This is a genomic window from Enterobacter sp. I4, from assembly GCF_022669095.1.
Lineage (GTDB): Bacteria > Pseudomonadota > Gammaproteobacteria > Enterobacterales > Enterobacteriaceae > Enterobacter > Enterobacter pasteurii.
Map to the genome: position 1 here is coordinate 2374717 of NZ_JALBUO010000001.1, position 25374 is coordinate 2400090.

Annotated in this window: 24 protein-coding genes; 13 read left to right on the forward strand and 11 right to left on the reverse strand. The window is 53.5% G+C overall.

Annotation, left to right across the window (positions count from 1 at the left end; genetic code table 11):
- Positions 1–53: 53 nt before the first annotated feature.
- The 6 genes from MOQ06_RS11235 to MOQ06_RS11260 form a co-directional block, all read right to left on the reverse strand.
- On the reverse strand, positions 54–1592 hold the full coding sequence (locus tag MOQ06_RS11235) for an MFS transporter (protein ID WP_242172974.1): 1539 nt from the start codon (positions 1590–1592) through the stop codon (positions 54–56).
- Between the two features lie 27 nt (positions 1593–1619).
- Positions 1620–3026, reverse strand: coding sequence for a glucuronate isomerase (gene uxaC / locus MOQ06_RS11240; RefSeq protein ID WP_242172976.1), 1407 nt, complete (start codon positions 3024–3026; stop codon positions 1620–1622).
- Complete coding sequence (locus MOQ06_RS11245; RefSeq protein WP_242172978.1) at positions 3023–4408, reverse strand: MFS transporter; 1386 nt, start codon at positions 4406–4408, stop codon at positions 3023–3025. Before MOQ06_RS11245 ends, uxaC begins: the two co-directional genes overlap by 4 nt.
- 73 nt (positions 4409–4481) lie before the next feature.
- Positions 4482–5501, reverse strand: a complete 1020-nt coding sequence (locus tag MOQ06_RS11250) for a Zn-dependent oxidoreductase (protein WP_193356134.1) — start codon at positions 5499–5501, stop codon at positions 4482–4484.
- A 14-nt stretch (positions 5502–5515) separates the two neighbouring features.
- The gene (gene rspA / locus MOQ06_RS11255; RefSeq protein WP_242172980.1) at positions 5516–6730 is read right to left on the reverse strand and encodes a starvation-sensing protein RspA; all 1215 of its coding nucleotides are present in this window, start codon (positions 6728–6730) and stop codon (positions 5516–5518) included.
- Between the two features lie 112 nt (positions 6731–6842).
- The gene (locus tag MOQ06_RS11260; RefSeq protein WP_148421078.1) at positions 6843–7169 is read right to left on the reverse strand and encodes a YnfA family protein; all 327 of its coding nucleotides are present in this window, start codon (positions 7167–7169) and stop codon (positions 6843–6845) included.
- Between the two features lie 149 nt (positions 7170–7318).
- Here MOQ06_RS11260 and MOQ06_RS11265 point away from each other — a divergent pair, with 149 nt between their 5' ends.
- Both MOQ06_RS11265 and speG read left to right on the forward strand, forming a co-directional pair.
- Positions 7319–7657 (forward strand): DUF1283 family protein, encoded by a 339-nt coding sequence (locus MOQ06_RS11265; RefSeq protein WP_148421076.1) that lies wholly within the window; start codon positions 7319–7321, stop codon positions 7655–7657.
- The gene (speG, locus tag MOQ06_RS11270; RefSeq protein ID WP_148421074.1) at positions 7657–8217 is read left to right on the forward strand and encodes a spermidine N1-acetyltransferase; all 561 of its coding nucleotides are present in this window, start codon (positions 7657–7659) and stop codon (positions 8215–8217) included. The genes MOQ06_RS11265 and speG overlap by 1 nt, the downstream gene beginning before the upstream one ends.
- Positions 8218–8234: 17 nt before the next feature.
- Here speG and MOQ06_RS11275 read toward each other — a convergent pair whose 3' ends face one another.
- Entirely contained in the window at positions 8235–8945 is a 711-nt protein-coding gene (locus MOQ06_RS11275) for a YnfC family lipoprotein (protein ID WP_242172982.1), read from the reverse strand.
- Between the two features lie 105 nt (positions 8946–9050).
- Between MOQ06_RS11275 and MOQ06_RS11280 the strand changes: the two genes are divergently transcribed.
- From MOQ06_RS11280 to MOQ06_RS11310, 7 genes are all read left to right on the forward strand, one after another.
- Entirely contained in the window at positions 9051–9356 is a 306-nt protein-coding gene (locus tag MOQ06_RS11280; RefSeq protein WP_148421070.1) for a DUF1161 domain-containing protein, read from the forward strand.
- 132 nt (positions 9357–9488) lie between these two features.
- On the forward strand, positions 9489–11927 hold the full coding sequence (ynfE, locus tag MOQ06_RS11285; RefSeq protein ID WP_242172984.1) for a selenate/tellurate reductase subunit YnfE: 2439 nt from the start codon (positions 9489–9491) through the stop codon (positions 11925–11927).
- Between the two features lie 10 nt (positions 11928–11937).
- Positions 11938–12555, forward strand: a complete 618-nt coding sequence (locus MOQ06_RS11290; RefSeq protein WP_148421066.1) for a DMSO/selenate family reductase complex B subunit — start codon at positions 11938–11940, stop codon at positions 12553–12555.
- A gap of 1 nt (position 12556) precedes the next feature.
- The gene (locus MOQ06_RS11295) at positions 12557–13411 is read left to right on the forward strand and encodes a dimethyl sulfoxide reductase anchor subunit family protein (protein ID WP_242172985.1); all 855 of its coding nucleotides are present in this window, start codon (positions 12557–12559) and stop codon (positions 13409–13411) included.
- A gap of 44 nt (positions 13412–13455) precedes the next feature.
- Positions 13456–14070, forward strand: a complete 615-nt coding sequence (dmsD, locus tag MOQ06_RS11300) for a Tat proofreading chaperone DmsD (protein WP_242172987.1) — start codon at positions 13456–13458, stop codon at positions 14068–14070.
- Positions 14071–14179: 109 nt separating this feature from the next.
- On the forward strand, positions 14180–14497 hold the full coding sequence (locus MOQ06_RS11305) for a YebG family protein (protein ID WP_242172990.1): 318 nt from the start codon (positions 14180–14182) through the stop codon (positions 14495–14497).
- A gap of 221 nt (positions 14498–14718) precedes the next feature.
- Positions 14719–15633, forward strand: coding sequence for an ATP-grasp fold amidoligase family protein (locus MOQ06_RS11310; RefSeq protein ID WP_242172992.1), 915 nt, complete (start codon positions 14719–14721; stop codon positions 15631–15633).
- Between the two features lie 18 nt (positions 15634–15651).
- On the opposite strand, the gene MOQ06_RS11315 is transcribed toward MOQ06_RS11310, so the two are convergent.
- Both MOQ06_RS11315 and MOQ06_RS11320 read right to left on the reverse strand, forming a co-directional pair.
- Positions 15652–16713, reverse strand: a complete 1062-nt coding sequence (locus tag MOQ06_RS11315) for an ATP-binding protein (RefSeq protein WP_242172994.1) — start codon at positions 16711–16713, stop codon at positions 15652–15654.
- Positions 16710–17414 (reverse strand): response regulator, encoded by a 705-nt coding sequence (locus MOQ06_RS11320; RefSeq protein ID WP_148418772.1) that lies wholly within the window; start codon positions 17412–17414, stop codon positions 16710–16712. Before MOQ06_RS11320 ends, MOQ06_RS11315 begins: the two co-directional genes overlap by 4 nt.
- A gap of 335 nt (positions 17415–17749) precedes the next feature.
- Here MOQ06_RS11320 and MOQ06_RS11325 point away from each other — a divergent pair, with 335 nt between their 5' ends.
- From MOQ06_RS11325 to MOQ06_RS11335, 3 genes are all read left to right on the forward strand, one after another.
- The gene (locus tag MOQ06_RS11325) at positions 17750–18133 is read left to right on the forward strand and encodes a transporter (protein ID WP_242172996.1); all 384 of its coding nucleotides are present in this window, start codon (positions 17750–17752) and stop codon (positions 18131–18133) included.
- 181 nt (positions 18134–18314) lie between these two features.
- The gene (locus MOQ06_RS11330) at positions 18315–19220 is read left to right on the forward strand and encodes an ABC transporter six-transmembrane domain-containing protein (RefSeq protein ID WP_242172998.1); all 906 of its coding nucleotides are present in this window, start codon (positions 18315–18317) and stop codon (positions 19218–19220) included.
- A 45-nt stretch (positions 19221–19265) separates the two neighbouring features.
- Positions 19266–22382, forward strand: a complete 3117-nt coding sequence (locus MOQ06_RS11335) for a multidrug efflux RND transporter permease subunit (RefSeq protein WP_242173000.1) — start codon at positions 19266–19268, stop codon at positions 22380–22382.
- Positions 22383–22431: 49 nt separating this feature from the next.
- Here the strand turns inward: MOQ06_RS11335 and catA are convergent, their stop codons facing one another.
- A complete protein-coding gene (gene catA, locus MOQ06_RS11340) occupies positions 22432–23109 on the reverse strand; it encodes a type A chloramphenicol O-acetyltransferase (RefSeq protein ID WP_242173003.1) in 678 nt (225 codons plus the stop codon).
- An 85-nt stretch (positions 23110–23194) separates the two neighbouring features.
- On the reverse strand, positions 23195–24079 hold the full coding sequence (locus MOQ06_RS11345; RefSeq protein WP_242173005.1) for a LysR family transcriptional regulator: 885 nt from the start codon (positions 24077–24079) through the stop codon (positions 23195–23197).
- A 112-nt stretch (positions 24080–24191) separates the two neighbouring features.
- Here MOQ06_RS11345 and MOQ06_RS11350 point away from each other — a divergent pair, with 112 nt between their 5' ends.
- The gene (locus tag MOQ06_RS11350) at positions 24192–25319 is read left to right on the forward strand and encodes an alpha/beta hydrolase (protein ID WP_242173008.1); all 1128 of its coding nucleotides are present in this window, start codon (positions 24192–24194) and stop codon (positions 25317–25319) included.
- Positions 25320–25374: the final 55 nt, after the last annotated feature.

Sequence of the window (25374 nt, forward strand, 5' to 3'; positions counted from 1 at the left end):
GTGTGATATAAAAATAAAGTTGTGTGACATCTGGCAAAAGATATAAACCAAAATCATACCGAGGTGCGCACCGGCTCCTCGCCAGGCCGGACCGTCGGCTCGCGCCACAACCTGTCGTAGGGGTAGCCTGTTAAATCTTCCACGACCCGGCGAGCCTCGGCGGATACGCGCTGAGGAGACCCGTTTGCCTTCAGACGATCGAGCTCATCCACAAAGATTTTGTGCGTACGCTTGTTCAGGTTGAACGTCAGGGCCTGCCACAGGGCCAGAATAAGCAGGCCAGCGGTACCGATGAACATAAGCATTGCGATGGTGTGGATGGCTTCCGCTGGCTGCGTCAGGCTCCCTTTAACAAAGCCGCCGCTTTGTAGCAGAAGGCCCACGATAAAGGTGGCGATGGCGACCGTGGTTTTCCGGGAGAAGGTCATTACCGCGGCAAACAGCCCCTCACGACGCTGACAGCTCACCATCTCATCGATATCCGGAATGAACGGAAACACGTTCCACGGCGTAAATTCAAGCACGCATCGCCCCACCTGATACACTCCGGCCAGAATGACCAGCGTCGCGACGGTATTCAGCGCGGGGATCTGGTACACGGCAAAGAAGCCACCCAGACAAAGCAGCATCAGTGAATAGGCAAATACGTACAGCTTCGATGGCCCATATTTGATGATCCCTACGCCTGCGATTAACGTGACGGGCAGCCCTACGATGCTCATCGACAGCAGCGTGCCGGCCAGCGAGGATGAGACATGCAGACAATAGACGCAGAAAAAGACAAACACGGTGTTGTAAACGTCTTTGCCGGTAAACGACAGCAGATAGATGGCGAGATGTTTTCTGAAGGCCCGAATTTTCAGGGTTGAGCCATACTCCTTAAAAAGACGGCCAAAGGCGGCCAGCTTCTCCAGTGCCGTTTGCGGGTGCCTGCTTTTTTCAAGCCCGGCGAGCATTTCCGGCGTCAGCTCGCGCTCCCAGGTCACTTTCCACGAGATAAATACGCACACCATAAACAGGACGGCAAAAATAACGCCGTTAATGAGATAGGCATGGGCGCTGTTTTCACCGAAATAGCCAATCAGCAATCCGGGAATGAATGTCGCCAGAAACGTCCCCGATGCCGAAAGAAACATGCGGCAGGTAGAGAGCTTGGTCCGCTGGTTAAAGTCTTTCGTCATTTCTGATGGTAACGTTTCCCAGGGGATCAGCACCATTGCGGCAATAATTTCAAACGCCAGATAGACCGCGAGATAAAAGCCGTATGTCATGCCGTCAAGCCACAGCAGCGCGTAGACCAGCATTAGCGGTGCGCCGATGAGCAAAAAGAAGCGCCGACGGCCAAATTTTTTACCAAAATAGTTTTTGTAAAAATGGTCCGTGAAGCTCCCCATAAACAAACTTACAACAGCATCGACAATACGCGCGATGGCGACAATAGACGCCGCTTCAACCGGAGAGAGCCCGACAAATGTAGTATAGAAAAATAATAGCCAGGCGCCGATAACGGTAAATGCACCGCCGCCCATAATATCCGTTAGTCCGTAGCCGATACTAACTGGAATGGTAATTTTTTTTGCAGTCCGAGACATGTTTCATCCCCACTCAGTGAGTAGAATTTAAAATCTGAAATAGTTTTCAGCATTATCGTGGCAAATATTTTTAACCATCTTCGTGAGGATGGCGTTATTATCCGGAACCTCCCCGCGCTCCACCCAGCCACCGATGAGATTGCACAAAATGCGGCGGAAATAATCGTGGCGGGTATACGAAACCAGGCTGCGCGAATCGGTCAGCATACCGACAAAATTCATTAGCAGCCCCTGATCCGCAAGGCTGTTCAGCTGGTTTTCCATTCCGCGTCGGGTGTCGTTAAACCACCACCCGGAGCCAAACTGTATCGGGGATTTAACGCCCAACTCCGCAGACTGAAAGTTGGCGATAGTCGTCGCGACGATATCGTTATAGCTGGCGTTGAGGTTATACAGGATGGTTTTGGGCAAGGCCTCAGCCTGCGCCATGGCATCCAGAAGCTGGTTGAGGTTGGCCGCAAGATTCGACTGGTCGGTCAGTGAGTCAAAACCGGTATTACTGCCAAGGGTACGGTACATGCGGGAATTATTGTTGCGAATCGCACCGAAGTGTATCTGCATTGCCCAGCTGTGCTGCCTGTAATAACGCGCCAGCATAATAAAAATGGCGCTGTCGAGAATCGCGTTATCACGGGCGTCCAGATTTTCGCCCCGGCGTTTTCGGGCAAATACGGATTCAACCAGGCCTTCATCCGCTGCCTGAAAAGGGAGCTCCACGGGGCCGTGATCGGAAATTCGGCACCCCATGTCGTGGAACCAGGCAATACGCTGGCTCATCCCTCTGGCAAAATCATCGAAGGTCTGAATTGCCGCCCCGGTCTTCTCTCCTAACCGATCGACAAAGGCAGCAAACTGCCGTGCGTCTGGTGAAAAAACGTCGTCCGGGCGGAAGGTCGGTAATACCTTCACGCGGAACGTCGCGTCATCACGCAACAGCTGATGGTAACGTAAATCATCGAGCGGCGCGTCCGTGGTGCAAATAACCTCTACTCTTGAGCGCTTAATAAGTTCCCGCGGCGTAAAATCAGGCTGTTGTAATAGCCGATTACAGCGTTCCATTATTTCACGCCAGTTATGGCTACCCAGCGGTTCGTCACAGGAAAAATAGTGGTGAAGCTCTAAATGCGTCCAGTGATAAAGCGGATTGCCATAGCTCGCTTCGACCGTTTCGGCCCACGCCGCAAATTTCTCCTCCGCCGGGGCATTGCCCGTAATGTATTTTTCGTCAATACCGTTGGCGCGCATGGCGCGCCATTTATAGTGATCGCCTGCCAGCCAGAGTTCGGTAATATTCTCGAGGTTTTTATTTTCGAAGATATCTTTCGCGTCCAGGTGGCAGTGATAGTCAATAATGGGCAGCGCTTTCGCGACGTCACGATAGAGCTCGACGCCTCTGGCATTGCCAATCATAAAGTTATCGTTAATGAAGCTCATGACAGGGCTCCATATTTCTGCTGCTCCGCGGCGGCAGCGTTCTGACGCAGGGGATCAGCCGCGTCTTCCGCCAGGCTTAAATCGCGGTCGCGGACTTCTGGCATCATCAAAGCAGAAATTAACCCAATCAGCGAGTACGCCACCAGCATGACAACGATCGGCCACCAGGACCCGGTCATGTTGCAGAAGATCCCCGCCAGCACCGGACCAAAGCCTACGGCTACCAGGCCGCCCGCCTCTTTCGAAATCGCCATGCGGGTAAAGCGGTTTCGCGAACCAAACATCTCCGCCATGGTGATGTTTTCCAGCGCAAACAGCCCGAGCACCGCGAAGTTATGGATAACGATCATAGAGAGCATAATCACGCCCGGCGCGTAGCTCTTGTCGACGATAATCGACAGCATCGGGTAAGCCAGAATGATGGCTGAAATGTTAAGGATGATATAAGGCAGGCGACGCCCCACCTTATCGGACAGCCAGCCCAGCAGCGGGATGGAGAGGAAGCCGAGAATCGAGCTGATCATTAGCGCATCGGTTGGGATCGCCTTATCAAATAACAGCGTCTGCACCAGATACCCGGCCAGGAAGGTCTGGATCAGACCTGAGTTCCCCGCCTGACCAAAGCGCAGCCCCGTCGCCAGCCAGAAGGATTTGCTCTTAAACATCGCGCCTAATGAGGTATCCTGCACGGCGACCGGCGCAACGGTTTCGGCGTCGTTAACCTTCTCAAACACCGGGCTCTCTTTCAGATTCATACGCAGCCAGATGGCGAAAATCATCACCACCACGCTGGCGAGGAACGGCACGCGCCAGCCCCAGGCGACGAGCGCTTCGCGGTCGAGGGCAAAGAACATCACGGCCCAGATCGCCGTGGCGCTCAGCGTCCCGCAGTTGGTGCCCATTGCCACCAGCGAGGAGATGATGCCGCGTTTACCCTTCGGCGCGTACTCCGCCAGCATGGTACCCGCGCCGGAGATTTCCGCCCCCGCGCCCAGCCCCTGAATAATACGCAGCGTCACCAGCAGCACCGGCGCAAAAATCCCGATCTGCGCGTAGGTCGGCAATACGCCAATCAGGGTGGTGCAGATCCCCATCATGGTGATGGTGATAAACAGCACCTTTTTACGGCCAATCCTGTCCCCCATCCTGCCGAAGATAAACGCCCCGACGATGCGCGCGATATAGCCCGCGCCATAGGTGCCCATCGCCAGGATCAGCGCCATGGCGGCGGACTGTTCAGGGAAGAAAATTTCATGGAATACCAGCGCGGCGCCAAGGGAGTAAAGCTGAAAATCCATAAACTCCAGGGCGGTGCCCAGCCAGCCGGATACGGCGGCTTTCACCAGATCCGACGTCGTTCTTTGAGGTTGTACATGAGTCATAATGGCTATCTCTGAAAGGTAAGATGCGTACCACTTAGAGCCTGTCTTCGCAGGCTCTTAACCGCATGAATTGTTATTGGTCGAACGTGAGCAAGACCTTGCAGCACCGCCGCTGGTCTTTTTCAAACAGCTCGATTGCGTCCGTAACGTGGTGATAGTCAAAGGTATGGGTGACCAGTTTTTCAGGGTCGATCAGCCCCTTTTCCAGCCAGTCAATGACGACCGGGAACTTGTTGGCGTTCAGGCGCGAAGAGAAAATCGACAGCTCTTTGCCGGTGATCCCCTGCTGCACGATCTGGCTCGGGTCGCTGGAGAAGCCCATCAGCACGATACGCGCGGCCGGAGAAGCCAGCGCGATCGCCTCCTGCAAAATGGTCGGATGACAGGCGGCATCAATGATTAACGTCGGCTTGATACCTTTTTCGTCCAGCGCGGCCGGTAACGCCTGCTCGCCGTTGTTGATTACCCAGTCCGCACCGCTGCGCTGCGCCATCGCCAGCCGCTCGTCAATACGATCGACCACGATGACCTGCTTCACCTTATAAACGCCCTTCAGCGCCTGCACGGTGACGAGCCCCATCGGACCTGCGCCGTAGATCAGAGCCACGTCCTGTTCGGTTGGTTTTGCCTGCCCCGTCACGTTGGCGGCAATGGTGAACGGCTCCACCATAACGGCATGTTTGTCAGATATCGCATCCGGAATGCGCCACGCATTTTTAGCCGGTACGACGGCGTATTCGCTGAAGCCACCGTCGCGATGCACGCCCAGCACCACCAGCGAGGTGCAAACGTTCGGTTTACCCACAGAACAGGGGTAGCAGTGCCCGCAGCTGATCACCGGATCAACGGAAACGCGCTGGCCCAGACGGCTGTTCTCCACGCCCTCGCCTACGGCGTCTATCACGCCAAAGAACTCGTGACCAATCACGCGCGGGTATTTCGCAAACGGGTTATGCCCCCGATAGATATGGCTGTCTGAACCACAGATCCCGGCGAGCTTAATTTTGACGCGGACTTCATCAGCGCCCGGCAGCGGGAGGGAACGTTCTTCAATCACCAGCGAATTTGGCTGTTGGATTACTACGCTTTTCATTATTCGCTCCTCGTTTACCAGTTCCAGAGGGTGCCATCTTCCAGACGGGCCACCGGCAGATAGGCCGGATCGTACGGATATTTCGCCGCCAGCTTTTCGTCAAACTCAATGCCCAGCCCTGGCTTATCGCCCGGATGCATATAGCCGTTATCAAAACGCCAGCTGTGCGGGAAGACTTCCAGCATCTGCTCCGAGTAGCCCATATACTCCTGCACGCCAAAGTTAGGCACCCACAGGTCGAAATGCAGCGCCGCCGCATGGCAGACTGGCGACAGATCCGAAGGACCGTGTGAGCCGGTGCGTACCTGGTAGAGTGAGGCAAAGTCCGCAATTCGACGCATCCCGGTGATGCCGCCCGCATGGGTAATAGTGGCGCGGATGTAGTCAATGAGCTGCTCTTCAATCAGCTGCTTGCAGTCCCAGATGCTGTTAAACACCTCGCCTACGGCAATCGGGGTGACGGTGTGCTGGCGAATCAGGCGGAAGCACGCCTGGTTTTCTGCGGGGGTAGGATCTTCCATCCAGAACATGCGGTACTCTTCGATGCTCTTGCCGAAGCGCGCGGCTTCAATTGGCGTGAGGCGGTGGTGCATGTCGTGCAGCAGATGTTCGTTAAAACCAAATTTACTGCGTACCGCGTCGAACAGTTTTGGTGTGAAGTCGAGGTATTTTTCAGTGGACCACAGCTGCTCTTCCGGCCAGTCCCCTTTGGTCGCTGGCTCATATGCCAGCCCTTTCCCCTTGGACATGCCGTAGGTGGTTTTCATCCCCGGCACGCCGCACTGAACGCGGATCGCCCTGAAGCCCATCTCCTTATGGCGGGCATAGTCTTCCAGCACGTCGTCGATGGTATGGCCGGTGGTATGACAGTAGACCATCACCCCTTCACGGGATGCCCCGCCTAACAGCTGATACAGCGGCATGTTCGCGGCTTTCGCCTTGATGTCCCAAAGGGCCATATCCACGGCGGAAATTGCCGACATGGTGACCGGGCCACGGCGCCAGTAAGCCCCTTTGTAGAAGAACTGCCAGATATCTTCGATGCGATGCGCATCGCGGCCTATCAGCTGAGGGCACAGGTGGTCTTTCAGGTAGGAGGCAACGGAGAGTTCACGTCCGTTCAGCGTGGCATCCCCCAGGCCGACAATACCGTCGTCGGTGGTGATTTTAAGGGTGACAAAGTTACGCCCCGGGCAGGTTACAAATACTTCAGCCCCGACAATCTTCATAATCCATTTCCTTACATCGCTCGTTGTGATGCAGGAAATTTACGCAACTACACTACTACCATACAAGTATAATGATCGTAAAATCGGCGAGCGATCACATTATAGGGGGCGCCTAGGCGCGCCCCCAGCCAGCGACGATGATCAGCATGCCGCACAGGGCAACTGCTGCTCCGGCCCAGTCATATACGCTGAGCCTGACGCCATCGACAACGCGCAGCCACAGCAGCGCGGTACAGACGTAAACCCCGCCGTAGGCGGCATAAACCCGACCGCTGGCGGCCGGATGCAGGGTGAGAAGCCAGACAAAAAGGGCCAGCGCCACGCCAGCCGGAATCAGCAGCAGCGCAGGCGCGCCCCGCTTTAGCCAAAGCCACGGCAAAAAGCATCCGATGATTTCGCACAGCGCGGTCGCGAAAAAAAGCAGCGTTGTTTTCAACATTTTTTTCATTTCGTGAGGATTGATTTAGGCATGATACGCGATAATGGTCTCAACGTTCCCATACCTGCGGCGCGGGTATGACACCCTTCTGGATTGGTGTAGAATCCAGCGGGGAATCCGATTATCTGCACCCGTTTAAAGGAAACGCTATGACTACATTAAGCAAACGCCTTTGTCTGACAGCCGTACTGGCGCTGTCATCGTTCACCTTTGCCGCAACGGCGACTGCCGAAACCAGCAAGCTCATCATTGAGTCTGGTGACAGCGCGCAAAGCCGTCAGAACGCCGCCATGGACAAAGAACAATGGAATGACACCCGCAGCCTGCGTCAGAAAGTGAACAAGCGCGCGGAAAAAGAGTGGGATAAAGAAGACGTCGCGTTTGATGCGCGCGATAAGTGTCAGCAAAGTGCCAACGTCAACGCTTACTGGGAACCTAACACCCTGCGCTGTCTGGATCGTCGCACTGGACGCACGGTTGCACCGTAATGACGAACCTGTGTGACGTTAAGCTCCGCCCGCTGGAGCGCGAAGATTTACGCTTTGTCCATCAGCTCGACAACAACGCCAGCGTGATGCGCTACTGGTTTGAAGAGCCTTACGAGGCGTTTGTTGAGCTGTCGGATCTTTACGATAAGCACATCCACGACCAGAGCGAGCGCCGGTTTGTGGTGGAGTGCGAAGGCGAGAAGGCCGGGCTGGTTGAACTGGTTGAGATCAACCACGTTCACCGCCGGGCCGAGTTTCAGATCATTATCTCACCGGAACATCAGGGGAAAGGCCTTGCGTCGCGGGCGGCAAAGCTGGCGATGGATTACGGCTTTAACGTTCTGAATCTCTATAAGCTTTATCTCATCGTCGATAAAGAGAACGAAAAAGCGATTCATATCTACCGTAAGCTGGGCTTCATGGTGGAGGGCGAGCTGATCCATGAGTTCTTTATCAACGGCGAGTACCGTAACACCATCCGCATGTGTATTTTCCAGCATCAGCATCTGGCCGGGCACAAATCTTCCGCCGCCAGCCTGCTTAAACCTACCGCGCAGTAACCTGCGCGGTTTTCATTTCAGTAATATTCAATACTGTTTTTGATGGTGTACTTGCGCTCAACGGCAGGTTTGACGCTGTCATCGACGATCGCCAGCTCGCAGCTCACCGGGTTATCGTGGCGATCGTAGTCGCAGGTCTGCTTCACGCTGCCCATTGGCTTATCGTTCAACAGGCTTACCGCCGTGTAATCCAGGCGCTTGCGCAGATCGATTGACGGCGTAGACTGAACTGCCAGCTTTTGGTCGCCGGACACGGTGGTTTTACCCAGCGGATAGCCGTCGGCGTCATACCGGTACTTCACCTCCATCTCTTTGCTGTGCGCGGCAACCACAAACCCGTTATCGTCGGTGTCCCACTTCACGCCGGCAGAGGGCAGCTCCGCCAGCTGGCATTTACCCTGTAACTTTACCTTCTGCTGCTGGGTCTCTGCGTCGAGGTAGAAGTTAGCGTCCAGCACCAGCGCAACTCCCGTATTGGCCTCCAGGTCGTGCAGCTCAAGCGTATCGAAACACCCTTCTGTCGACATCGTACCGGTCACGCGTTTAGAGACCTCACCCTTTTCGTTGAAGAGCGTCTGGGTGAAATCCTTCACCGGGCCGCGCAGAGGATCGAAATCAAACTCGTTCGAAAAGCTCGCCATCTCCGGCGTAAAGGACAGCGGCGCGCTGTTGTTGTCGCATCCCACCAGTACCGTTGCCAGTAACGTTATCGCTGCGTAATTCTTCACATCATTTACCCGTCAAAAGACAATATTCTCAATCATATTAGCAAATACAGTTATTTACACGGTTCCTGCTAAAATTAACTCATACACACTGAAAAGGAGCAACAGATGAAACAGTTACCCTGGATTACCGCCCTGCTGTTAATGAGTGCTTCACCTGCGATCCTCGCCGCCCCGGATTCCTGCGAGCGCGTGAAAAGCGACATTCAGCAGAAAATTATCAACAACGGCGTGCCGGAGTCTGGCTTTACGCTAAATATCGTCCCCAACGATCAGGCCGACCAGCCGGATGCGCAGGTCGTTGGGCATTGTGCCAACGATACCTTCAAAATTTTGTACACCCGCACCAGCAGCGGTAACTACCCGGTAAGCGGCGCGGGTACGCAGGACAGTGCGCCCGCTGAGCCGCAATGATTTTTCTGCACTCAATCCCCCTGATTTGACGAGGATTAATATTTAATACCTCCAAATAAGTAACACTCCCCCCATCATTAGCCCGGTTGTAATCACGGGTGAAAATAAATACTAACAATGATGGGGTGAGTCATGTCCGAAGTTGAACATCACGGCGGGATCAGCCGCCGAGCTCTGGTTAAATCTACCGCCATAGGATCCCTGGCGCTTGCCGCCGGTGGGATCGCGTTACCTTTTGGTCTGAAAAGCGCCGCCGCTGCGGTGCAGGCCGCCATCCAGCCCGCGGAAGATAAAGTTGTGTGGGGTGCCTGCTCGGTGAACTGCGGCAGCCGCTGCGCGCTGCGTCTGCACGTCCGCGACGACGAAGTTTACTGGGTCGAAACGGATAACACCGGTGAGGATATCTACGGCAACCACCAGGTTCGCGCCTGTCTGCGAGGCCGCTCCATCCGCCGCCGCATTAACCATCCTGACCGTCTGAACTACCCGATGAAACGCGTGGGGAAACGCGGTGAAGGCAAGTTCGAGCGAATCACCTGGGAAGAGGCGCTGGACACCATCGCCGCGAACCTGAAAAGCGTGGTCGAAAAATACGGTAATGAAGCGGTCTATATTAACTACTCCTCCGGGATCGTTGGCGGCAATATTACCCGCTCCTCCCCTTACGCCTCGCTGGTCGCACGCCTGATGAACTGCTACGGCGGCTTCCTCAGCCACTACGGCACCTACAGCACCGCACAAATCTCCTGCGCAATGCCCTACACCTACGGCAGCAACGACGGCAACAGCACTTCGGATATCGAAAACAGCAAGCTGGTGGTGATGTTCGGCAATAACCCGGCGGAAACGCGCATGAGCGGCGGCGGGATCACCTACTACCTCGAGCAGGCTCGCGAACGCTCCAACGCGCGCATGATCGTTATCGATCCGCGCTACACCGACACCGCCGCAGGGCGCGAGGACGAGTGGATCCCAATCCGTCCGGGCACCGATGCGGCGCTGGTGGCGGGTATTGCGTGGGTATTGATTGATGAAAATCTCGTCGACCAGCCCTTCCTCGATAACTACTGCGTTGGCTATGACGAAAAAACGCTGCCGGAAGGCGCGCCCGCCAACGGCCATTACAAGGCCTATATCCTCGGCCAGGGTGACGATCGGACGGCGAAAACCCCGGAGTGGGCGTCGCGGATTACCGGCATTCCTGCCGATCGGATTATCAAGCTTGCCCGCGAAATCGGCTCTGCAAAGCCGGCCTATATTTGTCAGGGCTGGGGGCCGCAGCGCCAGGCGAACGGCGAGCAAACCTCCCGCGCCATCGCCATGCTGCCGATCCTCACCGGCAACGTCGGCATTAACGGCGGCAACAGCGGCGCGCGCGAATCGACCTACACCATCACCATTGAGCGTATGCCGCTGCCGGAAAACCCGGTGAAAACGCAAATCTCCTGCTTCTGCTGGACGGACGCCATCGCCCGTGGCCCGGAGATGACCGCCCTGCGCGACGGGGTACGCGGTAAAGACAAGCTAGATGTGCCGATCAAGTTCATCTGGAACTACGCCGGTAACACCATCATCAACCAGCACTCTGACATCAACAAAACCCACGACATTTTGCAGGATGAGAGCAAGTGCGAAACGATCGTCGTTATCGATAACTTCATGACCTCATCGGCGAAGTATGCCGATATCATCCTGCCGGACCTGATGACCGTCGAACAGGAAGATATCATTCCTAACGATTACGCCGGGAACATGGGCTACCTGATTTTCCTCCAGCCGGTTACCGCGCCGAAGTTTGAGCGCAGGCCAATCTACTGGATCATGAGCGAGGTGGCGAAGCGCCTTGGGCCGGATATTTATCAGAAATTCACCGAGGGCCGTACGCAGGAACAGTGGCTGCAATATCTGTACGCCAAAATGGTCGCTAAAGATCCTCAGCTGCCCTCCTACGATGAGCTCAAAAAAATGGGCATCTATAAGCGCAAAGATCCGAATGGACACTTTGTGGCCTATAAAAAATTCCGCGACGATCCGCACGCCAACCCGCTGAAAACGCCGTCGGGAAAAATCGAGATCTACTCCAGCAGGCTGGCGGATATCGCTGCAACCTGGGAGCTGCAAAAAGACGAAACCATCACCCCGCTGCCGGTTTATACCCCCACCTTCGAAGGCTGGGATGCGCCCGAGCGCAGCAAATTCCCGCTGCAGCTGTTCGGTTTTCACTTCAAAGCCCGTACCCACTCCAGCTACGGCAACGTGGATGTGCTTCAGGCCGCCTGTCGCCAGGAGGTATGGCTAAACCCCGTGGATGCCGATAAACGCGGCATTAAAAACGGGGATATGGTGCGCGTGTTTAACGACCGCGGTGAAGTGCGCATTGCCGCGAAAGTCACGCCGCGCATCATGCCCGGCGTGAGCGCAATGGGCCAGGGCGCCTGGCACGACGCCAGCATGAACGGCGATCGGGTCGATCACGGTTCCTGTATCAATACGCTGACCACGCACCGCCCGTCACCGCTGGCGAAAGGAAACCCGCAGCACACTAACCTGGTGCAGATTGAGAAGGCCTAAGGAGTAACCGATGACAACCCAGTACGGATTTTTTATTGATTCCAGCCGGTGCACCGGGTGCAAAACCTGCGAGCTGGCCTGTAAGGACTACAAAGACTTAACCCCGGACGTCAGCTTCCGCCGTATTTACGAATACGCGGGCGGCGACTGGCAGGAGGATAACGGCGTCTGGCATCAGAACGTCTTTGCCTACTATCTGTCGATTGCCTGCAACCACTGCGAGGATCCGGCCTGCACCAAGGTCTGCCCGAGCGGCGCGATGCACAAGCGCGACGACGGGTTTGTGGTGGTGGACGAGGATGTCTGCATTGGCTGCCGCTACTGCCACATGGCCTGCCCGTACGGCGCGCCGCAGTACAACGCCGCCAAAGGCCACATGACCAAGTGCGACGGCTGCCACAGCCGCGTGGCGGACGGCAAAAAGCCGATCTGCGTCGAGTCCTGCCCGCTGCGCGCGCTGGACTTCGGCCCGATTGAGGAGCTGCGCAAAAAGCACGGCCAGCTTGCCGCGGTCGCGCCGCTGCCGTCTGCGCACTTTACGAAGCCGAGCATTGCGATCAAACCTAACGCCAACAGCCGTCCGACGGGTGACACCACCGGCTACCTGGCAAACCCGAAGGAGGTGTGAGATGGGAAGTGGATGGCATGAATGGCCGCTTGTAATCTTCACGGTCTTTGGGCAGTGCGTGGCCGGGGCGTTAATCGTGATGGGTTTCGCCTGGCTCAGGGCAGAAGACGATGCGGCTAAAAAACGTATCGTGCGCAGCATGTTTTTTCTCTGGGTCGTGATGGGTGTTGGGTTTATGGCCTCGGTACTGCACCTTGGCTCACCGCTGCGCGCCTTTAACTCGCTTAACCGGGTTGGCTCTTCTGCCCTGAGTAATGAAATCGCGGCTGGTTCGCTTTTCTTTGCCGTGGGCGGTTTCTGGTGGCTGGTGTCGGTTATCGGTAAAATGCCCCCTGCTTTAGGTAAAGTGTGGCTGGCCGTCAGTCAGATACTGGGGCTCGTCTTTGTCTGGGCGATGACCCGGGTCTATCAGATTGATACCGTTCCGACCTGGTACACGGGCTATACCACGCTGGCCTTCTTCCTGACGCTGGCTCTTGCTGGTCCACTGCTGGCCGTGCTGCTGCTTCGCGCCGCAAACGTCGCGTTCAGAGGGACTTTTGCCGCCTCCGTCAGCGCGCTGGCGCTGCTGGTCAGCGTGGGTGCGATCGTGCTGCAAAGCAACGCGCTGGCGACTATCCACAGCGCCATCCAGCAGGCCAGCGCTCTGCTGCCTGATTATGGCTCGCTTCAGGTGTGGCGCATCGCGCTGCTGGCGGCGGGTTTAGGCTGCTGGATCTGCCCTCTTATTCGTCGCCAGGAACCAAAAACGCTCGGCCTGTTCGCCGGCTTCGTGCTGGTGGTGCTGGGTGAACTTATTGGCCGTGGGCTATTCTATGGTCTGCATATGACCGCTGGACTGGCGATTGCCGGTTAACACAGGCGCGCGGGGCAGCCCGCGCGCAAGTAAGGAATGTTGTAATGAATGACCTCTCACATCGCGAATCGTTCGCGTTCAGCGCCCGGGTACTGGGTGCGCTATTTTATTTTGCCCCGGACAGCGAACAGACCGCGCCACTGGTGAACGCCCTTACCGCAGGTGACTGGGTTCAGGACTGGCCGCTGGCACAGGAAAGCCTGCAGCCCGTCGCCGATATGTTTAAGGCTCAAACAGATGAAGCGTTGAAGGACGCCTGGCAGCGTCTGTTTATTGGCCCGTATGCCTTACCCGCTCCACCGTGGGGCTCCGTCTGGCTGGATCGCGAGTCCGTGCTGTTTGGCGATTCGACCCTTGCGCTGCGCCAGTGGATGCGTGAAAACAATATCGCTTTTGAGATGCAGCAGAATGAGCCGGAAGATCACGTCGGCACGCTGCTGATGCTGGCGGCATGGCTCGCCGAAAACGGACGCGACGCAGAGCGCGACCAGCTTCTGGCCTGGCATCTGCTGCCGTGGAGCACGCGTTTTCTCTCCGTATTTGTTGAAAACGCGGCGCACCCATTCTACGTCGCGCTGGGTAAACTGGCTCAGCTGACGCTGGCAGACTGGCAATCCACCCTGCTCATCCCCGTTGCCGAAAAAACGCTGTACCGGTAGACGCTTCTGGCTTGCGCATCCTTTTGGGCAAGCCATCTATGTACATTTTTGCTGCAACGCGGATCCGGACCTGTTATACTGTATATAATTACAGTACCGGAGGCGCAAAATGGCTGTTGAAACAAAATTCGTTGTCGTAAGAAAAGGTGAAGAGAAAATGACTTTTGCCAGTAAGAAAGAGGCTGACGCTCACGACAAACTGCTCGACATGGCAGAAGCGTTCACCGACTGGCTGCTGCAAAGCGGAATGCAGATGGATGAAACGCAGGCGGAAAACCTTGGGCTCTATCTCGCCGAACAGAAAGAGGCCGTGCAGCATATTCTGCGTACCAGCAAGCTTCCCGATCTTAATGCCGCTCCTGTTGCCGGTAAGACAGACGCAGAGGCGGATGGCGGTAAGAAAATCAGAGCCGTTAAGGCTGCCTGATCGTCAGAACGCTTCATCACCGATCCTTACGCCGCAGGCTGGAAACAGCTCGCGGCGTTTTTGTTAGCCCGGACATTCCTGGCCGTTCGCACCCTGCGAGGGGCAAAGGTTCTCAAAGCCCCCTGCATTAAAAGCGCATATCTGTCCATATAGCCTCCATCATTTGCGAAAATTAAATCAATGATCCTCTGACAGAATGCAAATTCTGATATGGAGGCGAAATGAATAAAATAAATTACCACCTTAGATACCTGGAATATTTTTTAAGAAAGTATAAAACGCTCTTAACTAATGATATGGCTTTCCATCTGGCCAGACTTAAAAGAGTGACGGGTGTTAGCGCGGATTTACGCAACCCGTCAACGCTTAATGAGAAAATTTGCCACCGCATCTTATTTGAACATAATCCATTTTACACAATGTTAGCTGATAAGCTTGCCGTAAGAGAGTACGTGGCAAAAAGCACGTCTTTAGTTAAGCTTATTCCGCTGGCCGGCGTTTATAACAGGGTGGAAGATATTGACGTCGAAACACTACCCGATCGGTTCGTATTGAAATGCAATCACGACAGTGGAAGCGCTATCGTCTGCAAAGATAAAGCATATTTTGAACCCAGGAAAGCACTGACCAGGCTGAAGCTTTCGCTAAAAAGAAACATGTATTATACAACCAGAGAATGGCAATATAAGGATATTAAGCCCGTCATTATTTGCGAACCTTACCTTGATTTATTTGCAGATAAGGACAGGAGCGTTACGCCAGAGATGTTAAGAGTACACTGTTTTCATGGGAAAGCCTGCTTCATCGAAGCTGACTTTACAGATGATAAGGGACAAGGATTCATTAATGTCTATGACAGTTCATGGACTTTGCAGCCCTTTCAAATGGAATATCCCAACACGCCGCAACCGGTTGATGAGCCTGAATCATTTGCTAAATCGGTCATTGCTGCCCAGGAATTGTCGAAAGACATCAGCTATTGCCGCATCGACCTTATGCTAAAAGGGCCGGACCTGTATTTCAGTGAAATAACCCTGAGCCCAAAAAGAGGAAAGCTGAAGATAACCCCAGCGGAGTGGGATGCTAAACTTGGCAGTTTGTGGAACCTTACCCTTGCTGACAACAGGCTCAATTGAGCCTGTGCAGCAAGGTTTTTACACTGGCCACGATAGTTTGAACAGCGAGCCGTTTTCTCGCGTTAGGCTATAGCTAACGTTTCCTCCGTGCGCGTGCATAATGGCCTTAACTACCGACAACCCTAAACCGCACCCATCAGGATTGACCTTTCTGGCTTCTTCACCTCGCTGAAAAGGCTGGAATAAAGACTTCTGCAACGCTTCCGGAATTCCAGGGCCTTTATCCTGAACGAGAATATAGTTATCGTTTCCCATAACGCCATTTTTCACTAAGAGGGTCTGTGACGTTGAATATTTTAAGGCGTTGTCGAACAGCACCGTCAGGCACTGAATAATACGTAAAGGGTCGCAAACGCTTCGCTGATATTTAAGCTCAGGAATGATTACAAATTGTTTAGCTTTAAAATCAGGCAAAAAGGTTTCGATCGCATTCGAAATCGTTGCCGCAAGATCGACCTCGCTAAGCATCAGGGAGTAACCTGCCCCGCCTGAGGAGCTCACAACGCGAAGATCCTCAATTAAGCTGGTCAATCCTTCCGTTTGTTTCAGGAGGTTTTTTAATAGCGCCGGGTCTGGTTCGAAAACGCCGTCAACCAGTCCCTGAAGCCTTCCCCGCAAAATAGTCACCGGCGTGCGAAGCTCATGGGCGATTGCCGCATTCCATAAATTCCGCTGCGTATCCAGCGTTTGTAATTTTTCCGCCATCTCATTAAAGTCATTAACGAGATTATTCATCTCACCCAGCTGGGAGCTGCCGCCACACGCTCTGGCGCTAAGATTTCCCTGCGCGATCTGCTTCAGGCTGAACGCCACGTCGTTCAGCGGTTTTAAGATCCTCGCAGACAGTTTGACGGTGAAGAAGAGTGAAACGACCAGACTGGTAAGTGAAGCGATCAGGATCCACATCCAGTCGAGGAATGTCATATTTTCTTCATTACCCGCATTCGTCCCGCCCGGCAGAAAGTCGATCAGGAAGCTGTAGAATAAATAGGATCCCAGCACGGCAATGGCGATAATGATGAACGTTAACGACAGCATATGCGTCAATATTTGACGGCTCAGAAACGTTTCTTTGTTCATTTTTTTTCACCCAGCCGGTAGCCTAATCCTCTGATGCTTTCAGGCATCCCCTTAAGCCCGGCTTGTTCAAGCTTTTTCCTCAGTTTGCTCATATGACTGTCTACCGTGCGGTCCAGCGTGTCCCCTTCAGGCAAACACGCGTCGAGTAACTCTTCACGTGAACATACCTTTCTTGGGTTTCTGGCTAAATAGGTCAGAAGCTTAAATTCAGTGGTCGTGAGTACCGGCGCGTGAACCTCACCCTCGATAGTAATTTCAATATAAAATTCATCGGGATAAATTGTCAGATACGGCGTTCTTACAGGCCGTGAATGCGGAGCCTCAACTCTCGTTCTGGTTCTGCGAAGTACCGCTTCCACTCTGGCAATAACTTCTGAGGGATTAAAAGGCTTTATGACATAGTCGTCAGCCCCAAGCCGCAGCCCCATAAGCTTATCTACGTCCTGATCCAGTGCGGTAACCATGATGACGGGTACGCTGGTTTCTTTTCTCAGGGTGGTCAGTACATTCCAGCCATCGTATACGGGCAGGTGAATGTCCAGCAGCAGGAGATCCGGTTTATGTATACGGGTAAGATTGATCGCCTGCTCACCATCTTCAGCTCTTAGGGTTTTCATTCCTGCCTTATGCAAATAGCCCGTCAGTATGGCAGCGATGTCATCATCGTCTTCGGCGACGATAATCAGAATGTTGTTGTTCATATTTTCTTCCACAGTACTGATGACAGCGAGGATTTTACCCTGAAAGGTCTTTTAACGACATGGTTAAAAAATATTCGCTGCATTATCAACATCTCTTACAGCAGTGCTGTCTGACAGGAAATCCAGGGAGAAGTTCATGAAATTATGCCTGAGGCTTTAAAAGGTCTTTGCGTTCTCCATACTGGCTACACAATTCAAAAATAACAAAGCAACATTGTCACGTAATAATGAACGTACAGGTAATAAGCGTTCGGGACTCCAGCAACTTCCTTCTGCCCTCGCAGGATAAAGCGCCATAGCAAGACAGCCGCTGCTGCGTAAGGAAAACTATCATAATGGCTAAATTTAATTTACGACATGAAAACGTCGTGGCCTCGTTTTTATACGCATTAGCTTCATGGGGCTTACTATACGCCTGGCTTTGTCTTATGCATTATGTCAATGAAAAAGGCGAGTCAACCCTACCTTTTTCATCACCGATCCGAATATCAATAGCTATAGCTGTGTTGTTTTTCATCATACAGAAAAGACCGGGAGTACTGAAAACCTTCTTCATCATTACATCGGGAACAATATTAACATTCCTGCAAATCATTACTGCCCTGCATTTACTTTTAAAAATCATGCCAGACGTTAGCGATTTGGTTTTTTATTATGAGTGTTTTTTACTGCTGTTTTTTTGCGGCTTGCCCATGTACTTATGTTTACGAATGATTTGATTACACGCCCTGCCATTATGAAAAGTACCTAAGCGTTGGCTACACATATCCTCCATAAAACCTCCACTCGCGGGTGACATCATGAAGATATACTCAGCGCATACCAGCCGGTACTTACCTGAACGAACGTCATTAACCAGCGGCAGAATGCTCTCGCCGCTTCGATGCATATATATACAAGATGATCTATAAAGACAAAACAAACGCGCCTGCGGCCTCTGGAGTTGCGCTTTCACTTAAGAGGCTCGCCTTCCGCCACAGAAAAAAGTTGAGTATTACTTTCCTGCTCGTTATTGCTGAAAACGTTGCTTTCCTGCTGTATCCCGTTCTGGCGGGCGTGGCGATAAATGCGATACTGGCGGGTCAAACCTCCCGTGCGGCCATTTATGGCCTGATGGTGCTGTTCATGTGGTGCATCGGCGCCGCCCGACGCAGCGTCGATACGCGAACCTTTGCACGTATCTACGCAAGCCTTGCGGTGACGGTTGTTATCGCTCAACGGAAATACTCGCTTAGTCACTCGACTATCGCCGCGAGGGTCACGCTATCGCGAGAATTTGTGGATTTCTTCGAGCTGCATTTGCCCGTATTTATCACCTCGATTGTTTCGCTTTTCGGCGCGGCAGCGATGCTGTTATGGATTGATTTTTGGGCAGGTGCGATCTGTTTCATCATCGTGGCAATACTGATGGCCTTCGTTCCGGGCTATGCCTTTAAAAACGAGACGTTATACCGTCGGCTTAATAATCGCCTCGAAAAAGAGGTGGATTACGTTAGCAGGGCATCGTTTGAATCCCTGAGCAGACATTATGACACGCTTGCCCGCCTGCGCATGGTCTTGTCCGACAGAGAGGCGTGGGGATATTTTTCCATCGGCATTCTGGTATTTATCCTCTTTTCGGTGACGATTATCAGAATGAGTCTGCAGTCCGGGATCAGCGCTGGTTATATTTATTCCGTAATGACTTATATGTGGATGTTTGCTACAAGCCTGGATGATGCGCCCCATCTGCTCGAGAAATTCTCCCAGCTTAGGGATATCGGTAAGCGGGTTTCTACGGACGATGAAATACCCTTATCAAAATAAACAACTTGACGATAAACTCTTATACGCTGACTGGATAAACCTGTAATGTCACATTTTTTTATTGAACGGCCCATTTTTGCATGGGTTGTCGCGCTGTTTATTGTTCTTACAGGAATATTGTCTATTCCTCGCCTTCCCGTTGCGCAATATCCTGCCGTTGCGCCGCCGGGCATTATTATTTCGGTCAGTTATCCTGGCGTTAGCCCGGATGTGATGAACACGTCCGTAGTATCGTTGATTGAGCGTGAAATTTCTGGCGTTGACGATTTGCTCTATTTCGAGTCCTCCACTGACAACACGGGGATGGCAACGATTACGGTAACGTTTAAGCCAGGGACCGATATTAAAATTGCTCAAATGGATCTGCAAAATCAAATTAAAATTGTGGAGCCGCGCCTGCCGCAACCGGTGAGGCAAAATGGCATAAGCGTTGAGGCAGCCAACTCCGGTTTTTTAATGATGGTAGGACTGAAATCAAAAAAAGGAGAATATCAGGAAGCCGACCTGAGCGATTATTTTGCCAGAAACGTCACGGATGAACTCCGACGCGTACCCGGTGTAGGTAAAGTCCAGCTTTTTGGAGGGGAAAAGGCGCTCCGCATATGGCTGGATCCGATGAAATTACACGCGTATGCGCTGTCGGTCACCGACGTATTAAACGCTATCAGCCATCAAAACGTGATTGTTTCTCCGGGCAGAACGGGAGATGAACCTGCAACCAGCGGACAGGGGGTGAGTTATCCTATAACGGTAAAAGGGCAACTCTCTTCGGTAGAGTCGTTTCGTAACATCACGATCAAATCAGAGACCTCCGGTGCTCGCCTGAGGCTGGCAGACGTTGCCCGCGTGGAGATCGGATTGCAAAGCTATGCATTTGGGATACGTGAAAATGGCGTGCCAGCAACGTCTGCCGCTATACAGCTTTCTCCCGGCGCAAATGCGATGAGCACTGCCGCCGGCATCCGCGCGCGGCTGGCGGAGCTATCCGATGTGCTTCCAGAGGGCATGGCGTTTACCGTACCTTTCGATACGTCTCCGTTTGTTAAGCTTTCTATCCTGAAAGTGGTTGAGACATTTATCGAAGCGATGGTGCTGGTGTTTTTTGTGATGCTGCTTTTTCTGCACAAGATTCGCTGCACGCTTATTCCCGCGATTGTGGCGCCGGTAGCCCTGCTCGGGACCTTTACCGTTATGCTATTCAGTGGTTATTCCATCAATATTCTGACCATGTTTGGTATGGTGCTGGCCATCGGAATTATCGTTGACGATGCAATTGTTGTGGTAGAAAACGTTGAGCGCCTGATGGAAGAAAAAAATATGTCCCCTCAGGAAGCGACGCGAGAAGCGATGAGTGAAATTACTCCGGCCATTATCGGCATTACGCTGGTGCTTACCGCGGTATTTATACCTATGGCTTTCGCCAGCGGATCAGTTGGTATCATTTATCGACAGTTTTGTATTTCGATGGCGATCTCTATTTTACTTTCAGCATTCCTGGCGCTGACGTTAACCCCTGCGCTTTGTGCGACCCTGCTCAAGCCTCATAGCAATCATCACGGTATAAGCAGAGCATTTTCAGTATGGTTCAACGCGCGCTTTCACAGGCTAACCGCATTTTACCTTTCCGGTCTGGGATTTGTGCTCAAGCGTACCGGCCGCATGATGTTGATTTACGCAGCGTTATGTTTAGCACTGTATGCGGGCCTGTCTTCTTTGCCTTCTTCATTTTTGCCAGACGAAGACCAGGGGTATTTTATGTCATCAATCCAGCTCCCCTCTGATGCCACCATGCAGCGAACGCTAAAGGTCGTTGATAAATTTGAAGAGGAAATCGCTCAGCGTCAGGCGATACAGAGTAACATTATGATCCTCGGATTTGGTTTTTCTGGCTCGGGTCAGAACTCGGCCATGGCATTCACCACGCTTAAAGACTGGAAGAAACGCCAGGGGGCCACGGCGCAGAGCGAAGCTGACTCCATTCAGACCAGAATGGCAAACGTGCCTGACGCGGTGACCATGAGCCTGCTGCCTCCGGCAATTTCGGATATGGGTACCTCATCCGGCTTCACCTATTATTTACAGGACAGGGGCGGTAAAGGTTATCCGGCGCTGAAAGCCGCGGCAGACGAACTTGTTATGCAGGCGAATCAGCATGAACAGCTGGCCGATGTTTATATCGATGGGCTTAGTGAGGGAACCAGCCTCGCGCTTGATATCGACAGGGAGAAGGCAGAAGCCATGGGCGTGTCGTTTGATGAAATCAATCAAACTATTTCCGTGGCGACAGGCTCGAATTATGTCAACGATTTTACCAACAACGGCAGGGTTCAGCAGGTTATCGTTCAGGCGGATGCCCCCTACCGGATGCAGCCAGAACAATTGCTGGCCCTGTCTGTCAGGAATCGTCTCGGGAAAATGGTTCCCTTATCGACTTTTGTGACGCTTTCCTGGAATGTCGCCCCGCAGCAGCTGAACCGCTATCAGGGTTTTCCTGCCCTGCGCATAACCGGAAGTGCGGCTCAGGGAAAATCGACGGGTACCGCAATGGACGCGATGGACAGCCTGGCGCGGCGCTTACCTGCGGGCTTTGCGGGTGAATGGGCAGGCAGCTCCTTACAGGAAAAGGAGTCCGCCGCCCAGTTCCCGGCGCTGATTGCCCTGTCGATACTGGTGGTATTAATGGTGCTGGCGGCACTTTACGAAAGCTGGTCTGTTCCGTTCGCGGTAATGCTTGCTGTTCCGCCAGGGCTGGTCGGCGCCGTGCTGGCCGTCTCCATTGCGAATAGCGCCAACGATGTCTTCTTTAAGGTCGGCCTGATAACCCTGATCGGACTCTCCGCCAAGAATGCGATTCTTATCATTGAGTTTGCGAGGCAGCTGGTGAACGAAGGGCATAACCTGGTTGATGCGACGGTGACCGCAGCGAAGCAACGCTTGCGGCCAATACTGATGACCTCTCTGGCGTTTACCTTAGGCGTGGTTCCGCTGATGCTTGCCAGAGGCCCCAGCGACAGCACCCAGCATGCTATCGGAACGGGCGTTTTCGGCGGAATGCTCAGCGGCACGCTACTGGCCATTTTCTTCGTCCCGGTATTCTTCGTCGTGATTACGCGGTTGACTGAAGTGCGAAAAGGCAGGTTAGTAAAACGCCAGGACGTCTGAGATCGTCCACTCTCCCGGCCAGTCCAGAGCTTTTTATCTCCGGGCTGGCTTATGGCATCTCAGGCTCTGAATAGCGCGCTACGTCATCACACATTTCCTGCAGCTCGTTGATCAGTCTTGCCACATGGAAACCATCGCATACCGAGTGATGAACCTGAACGGCGAAAGGCAGCAAGACTTTCCCGTCCAGCGCGTAATATTTCCCGAAGGTGAACATGGGTGCAAAAAAGTTCCGCATGTTAGCGACGTTGACATTAAAAGTGGTGAAACTCACCCAGGGAATATTCGATATGAAAAAAACATTTTCCCGGGACTCTTCCTTAGGCCAGTAGGCAAGGTTATCACCATAGCGAGAAACGTCTTCTGCATAAACGTTCTGAAAGTGACTAATATTCCCGTCAAAGTGGCTCCATAATGATGAAAACGTCTCCGTCTCTTTATGAAAAAGGGTGTACCCTGGATGCACCTCGTTCCATATTATAAGCTCATCATCCTTCATGGCCATGCGGAATTCCGGATGCCGGTTTACGGCTTTAGAAATAAGGGCAATAATCGCAGGATAAAATTTCCAGCCAGCCTGTTTAATATGTTTTAGCAGCGCGGTAATGTCCAGCTGAACCGTTTGGTTAAACGTGGATTGAGCAAAGCCCTGAAATACCGCAAAGTGTTCCTTTCTTGCCCAACGGGATAGATCAACAGTCGTATATTCTGCCGTTATTTTTGTCATTTCTTAGCCTTAGTTGAGCAGCGCAATATAAAATAGTAGCGTATCACAACCATACTGGCTGTATAGGCCGTAGCGTAGATGGCCCTTAAATTTTCAGCGTATCAATCACGGCTCTCAGCGCCGGCGACACGTTACGGTGCGGATAATAGAGATATAGCCCGTCCATCCGCAGGCTGTAGCGCTGCAAAACGCGTATCAGCGTGCCGCGCTCCAGATCGTCAGCCACCAGCTCAACCGGGACATAGGCCAGCCCAAGCCCCAGGCGCGCCGCTTCGGCCTCCATATAGCTGTCCGAAAAGGCCCACTGGCCCTCGGGGCGATGCGTAATACTCTTTTCGTTCTGCACCAGTTCCCACTGATAGTGGCTACCGTCGGCAAACTGATAGGCAATGCACGGATGGGCAACTAAATCTGCGGGCGTCTGCGGAAAACCGTAGCGACGAAAATGTTCCGGGGCGGCCACCACGGCCATTTCCATATCGGGCGTGATGCGGACGGCAATCATTCCCTGCCCCACCTCCGGCCCCAGCCGGACGCCCGCATCAAACCGTTCGGCGATAATGTCCACGAAGCGGCTTTCATTCATCAGCTCCAGCCGAATATCCGGGTAGCGCTGTTTGAATACGGCAAGCTTTGGCAGCAGGCATTTTTCGATGGCGTGCTGGCTGGCATTGATGCGCACGGTTCCGGCAGGCGTCTGGCGGTAATGTGCCAGCCGGGTAAGGCCGGAATCGAGCGAGTCAAAGGCCGCGCCCGCGGTCTGATAAAGCTGTTCCCCGGCGTGGGTGAGCGACAGTTTACGCGTGGTCCGTACCAGAAGCTGAACGCCCAGCCGCTCTTCCAGCTCCCGGACCGAGCGGCTGATTCCAGATTGTGCAAGCCCGAGCCGCTGTGCGGCTGCCGTAAAGCTTCCCTCGCGCACCACCTGAATAAACAGGTACAGCTCGTTGTAGTTTTCCCGCTTCGCCATCGCCCCTCCATTTATAACAATATGATATTAATTTTAGCAGCTTTCGGCCTCTAATCATCACTATTACTGCTAACTATAATGTCCCCCATCACAACAACACGCGGTACCTCTTATGAAAATATTCACCCAAAAACTATCCGTAGCGATGCTGCTTTGCGCATCATTAAGTGGAGTGACGACAATGAGTTATGCAGAAACAACGAATCCAAACGCGCCCGTTTCGATGGTGACCACCTGGGATAAAACGTTCGCCGAGAGCGATAAGGTTGACCATCGCAAGGTGACATTCCAGAACCGGTACGGGATCGCCCTGGTTGGGGATCTCTACATTCCTAAAAACCGCGGCGACCACAAGCTGGCAGCGATTGCCGTCAGCGGGCCTTTTGGCGCGGTCAAAGAACAATCCAGCGGACTGTACGCCCAGACTCTGGCTGAACAGGGTTTCGTTACCCTGGCGTTCGACCCGTCTTATACCGGTGAAAGTGGCGGCCAGCCGCGCAACGTCGCCTCTCCTGATATCAACACCGAAGACTTTAGCGCCGCGGTGGATTTTCTGGGATTACAGAAAGAAGTTGACCGTAACCGTATTGGCATTCTCGGCATCTGCGGCTGGGGCGGTATGGCGCTGAACGCGGCATCCATGGATACCCGCGTGAAGGCGGTTGCCACCAGCGTCATGTATGACATGAGCCGCGCGATGGGTCACGGCGTGGGCGACGGGAAAGATCGTTACACGACGGCCGATCGCCGGGCCGTATTGCAGTATCTGAACGCACAGCGCTGGAAAGATGCCGAAAGCGGCACCTTCGCCCACGGCGGCCATGACATTTATGTTGATGAAAACGGTAAGGTGACGGCGGCCGAACGGATCCTGCCGGAAGCGTTACCCGCCGATCCGCATCCGGTTCTGAAAGAATTTTATGACTACTACCGAATGCCGCGCGGCTTCCACGCCCGTTCCGTTAACTCCACCGGCGCGTGGACCGCGACAATGCCGTTATCGTTTATGAATATGCCGCTGCTGAGCTATGCCGGGGAGATCGCCATTCCGACGCTGATTGTGACCGGTGAAAACGCGCACTCTCGCTATTTTGCGGAAGACGCGTTTAAGGCCGTCGGCAGTAAACAGAAAGAGCTGGTGATTGTCCCGGGCGCAAACCACGTCGATCTCTACGACAACGCCGCGGGGAAAATCCCGTTCGCGCAGTTTGCGCAGTTCTTCAAAACCAGCCTGAAATAATACGCACAGCCCCCGAGTCTCAAGGGGGCTTCTCTTCTCTCCGCTGTGAATTATG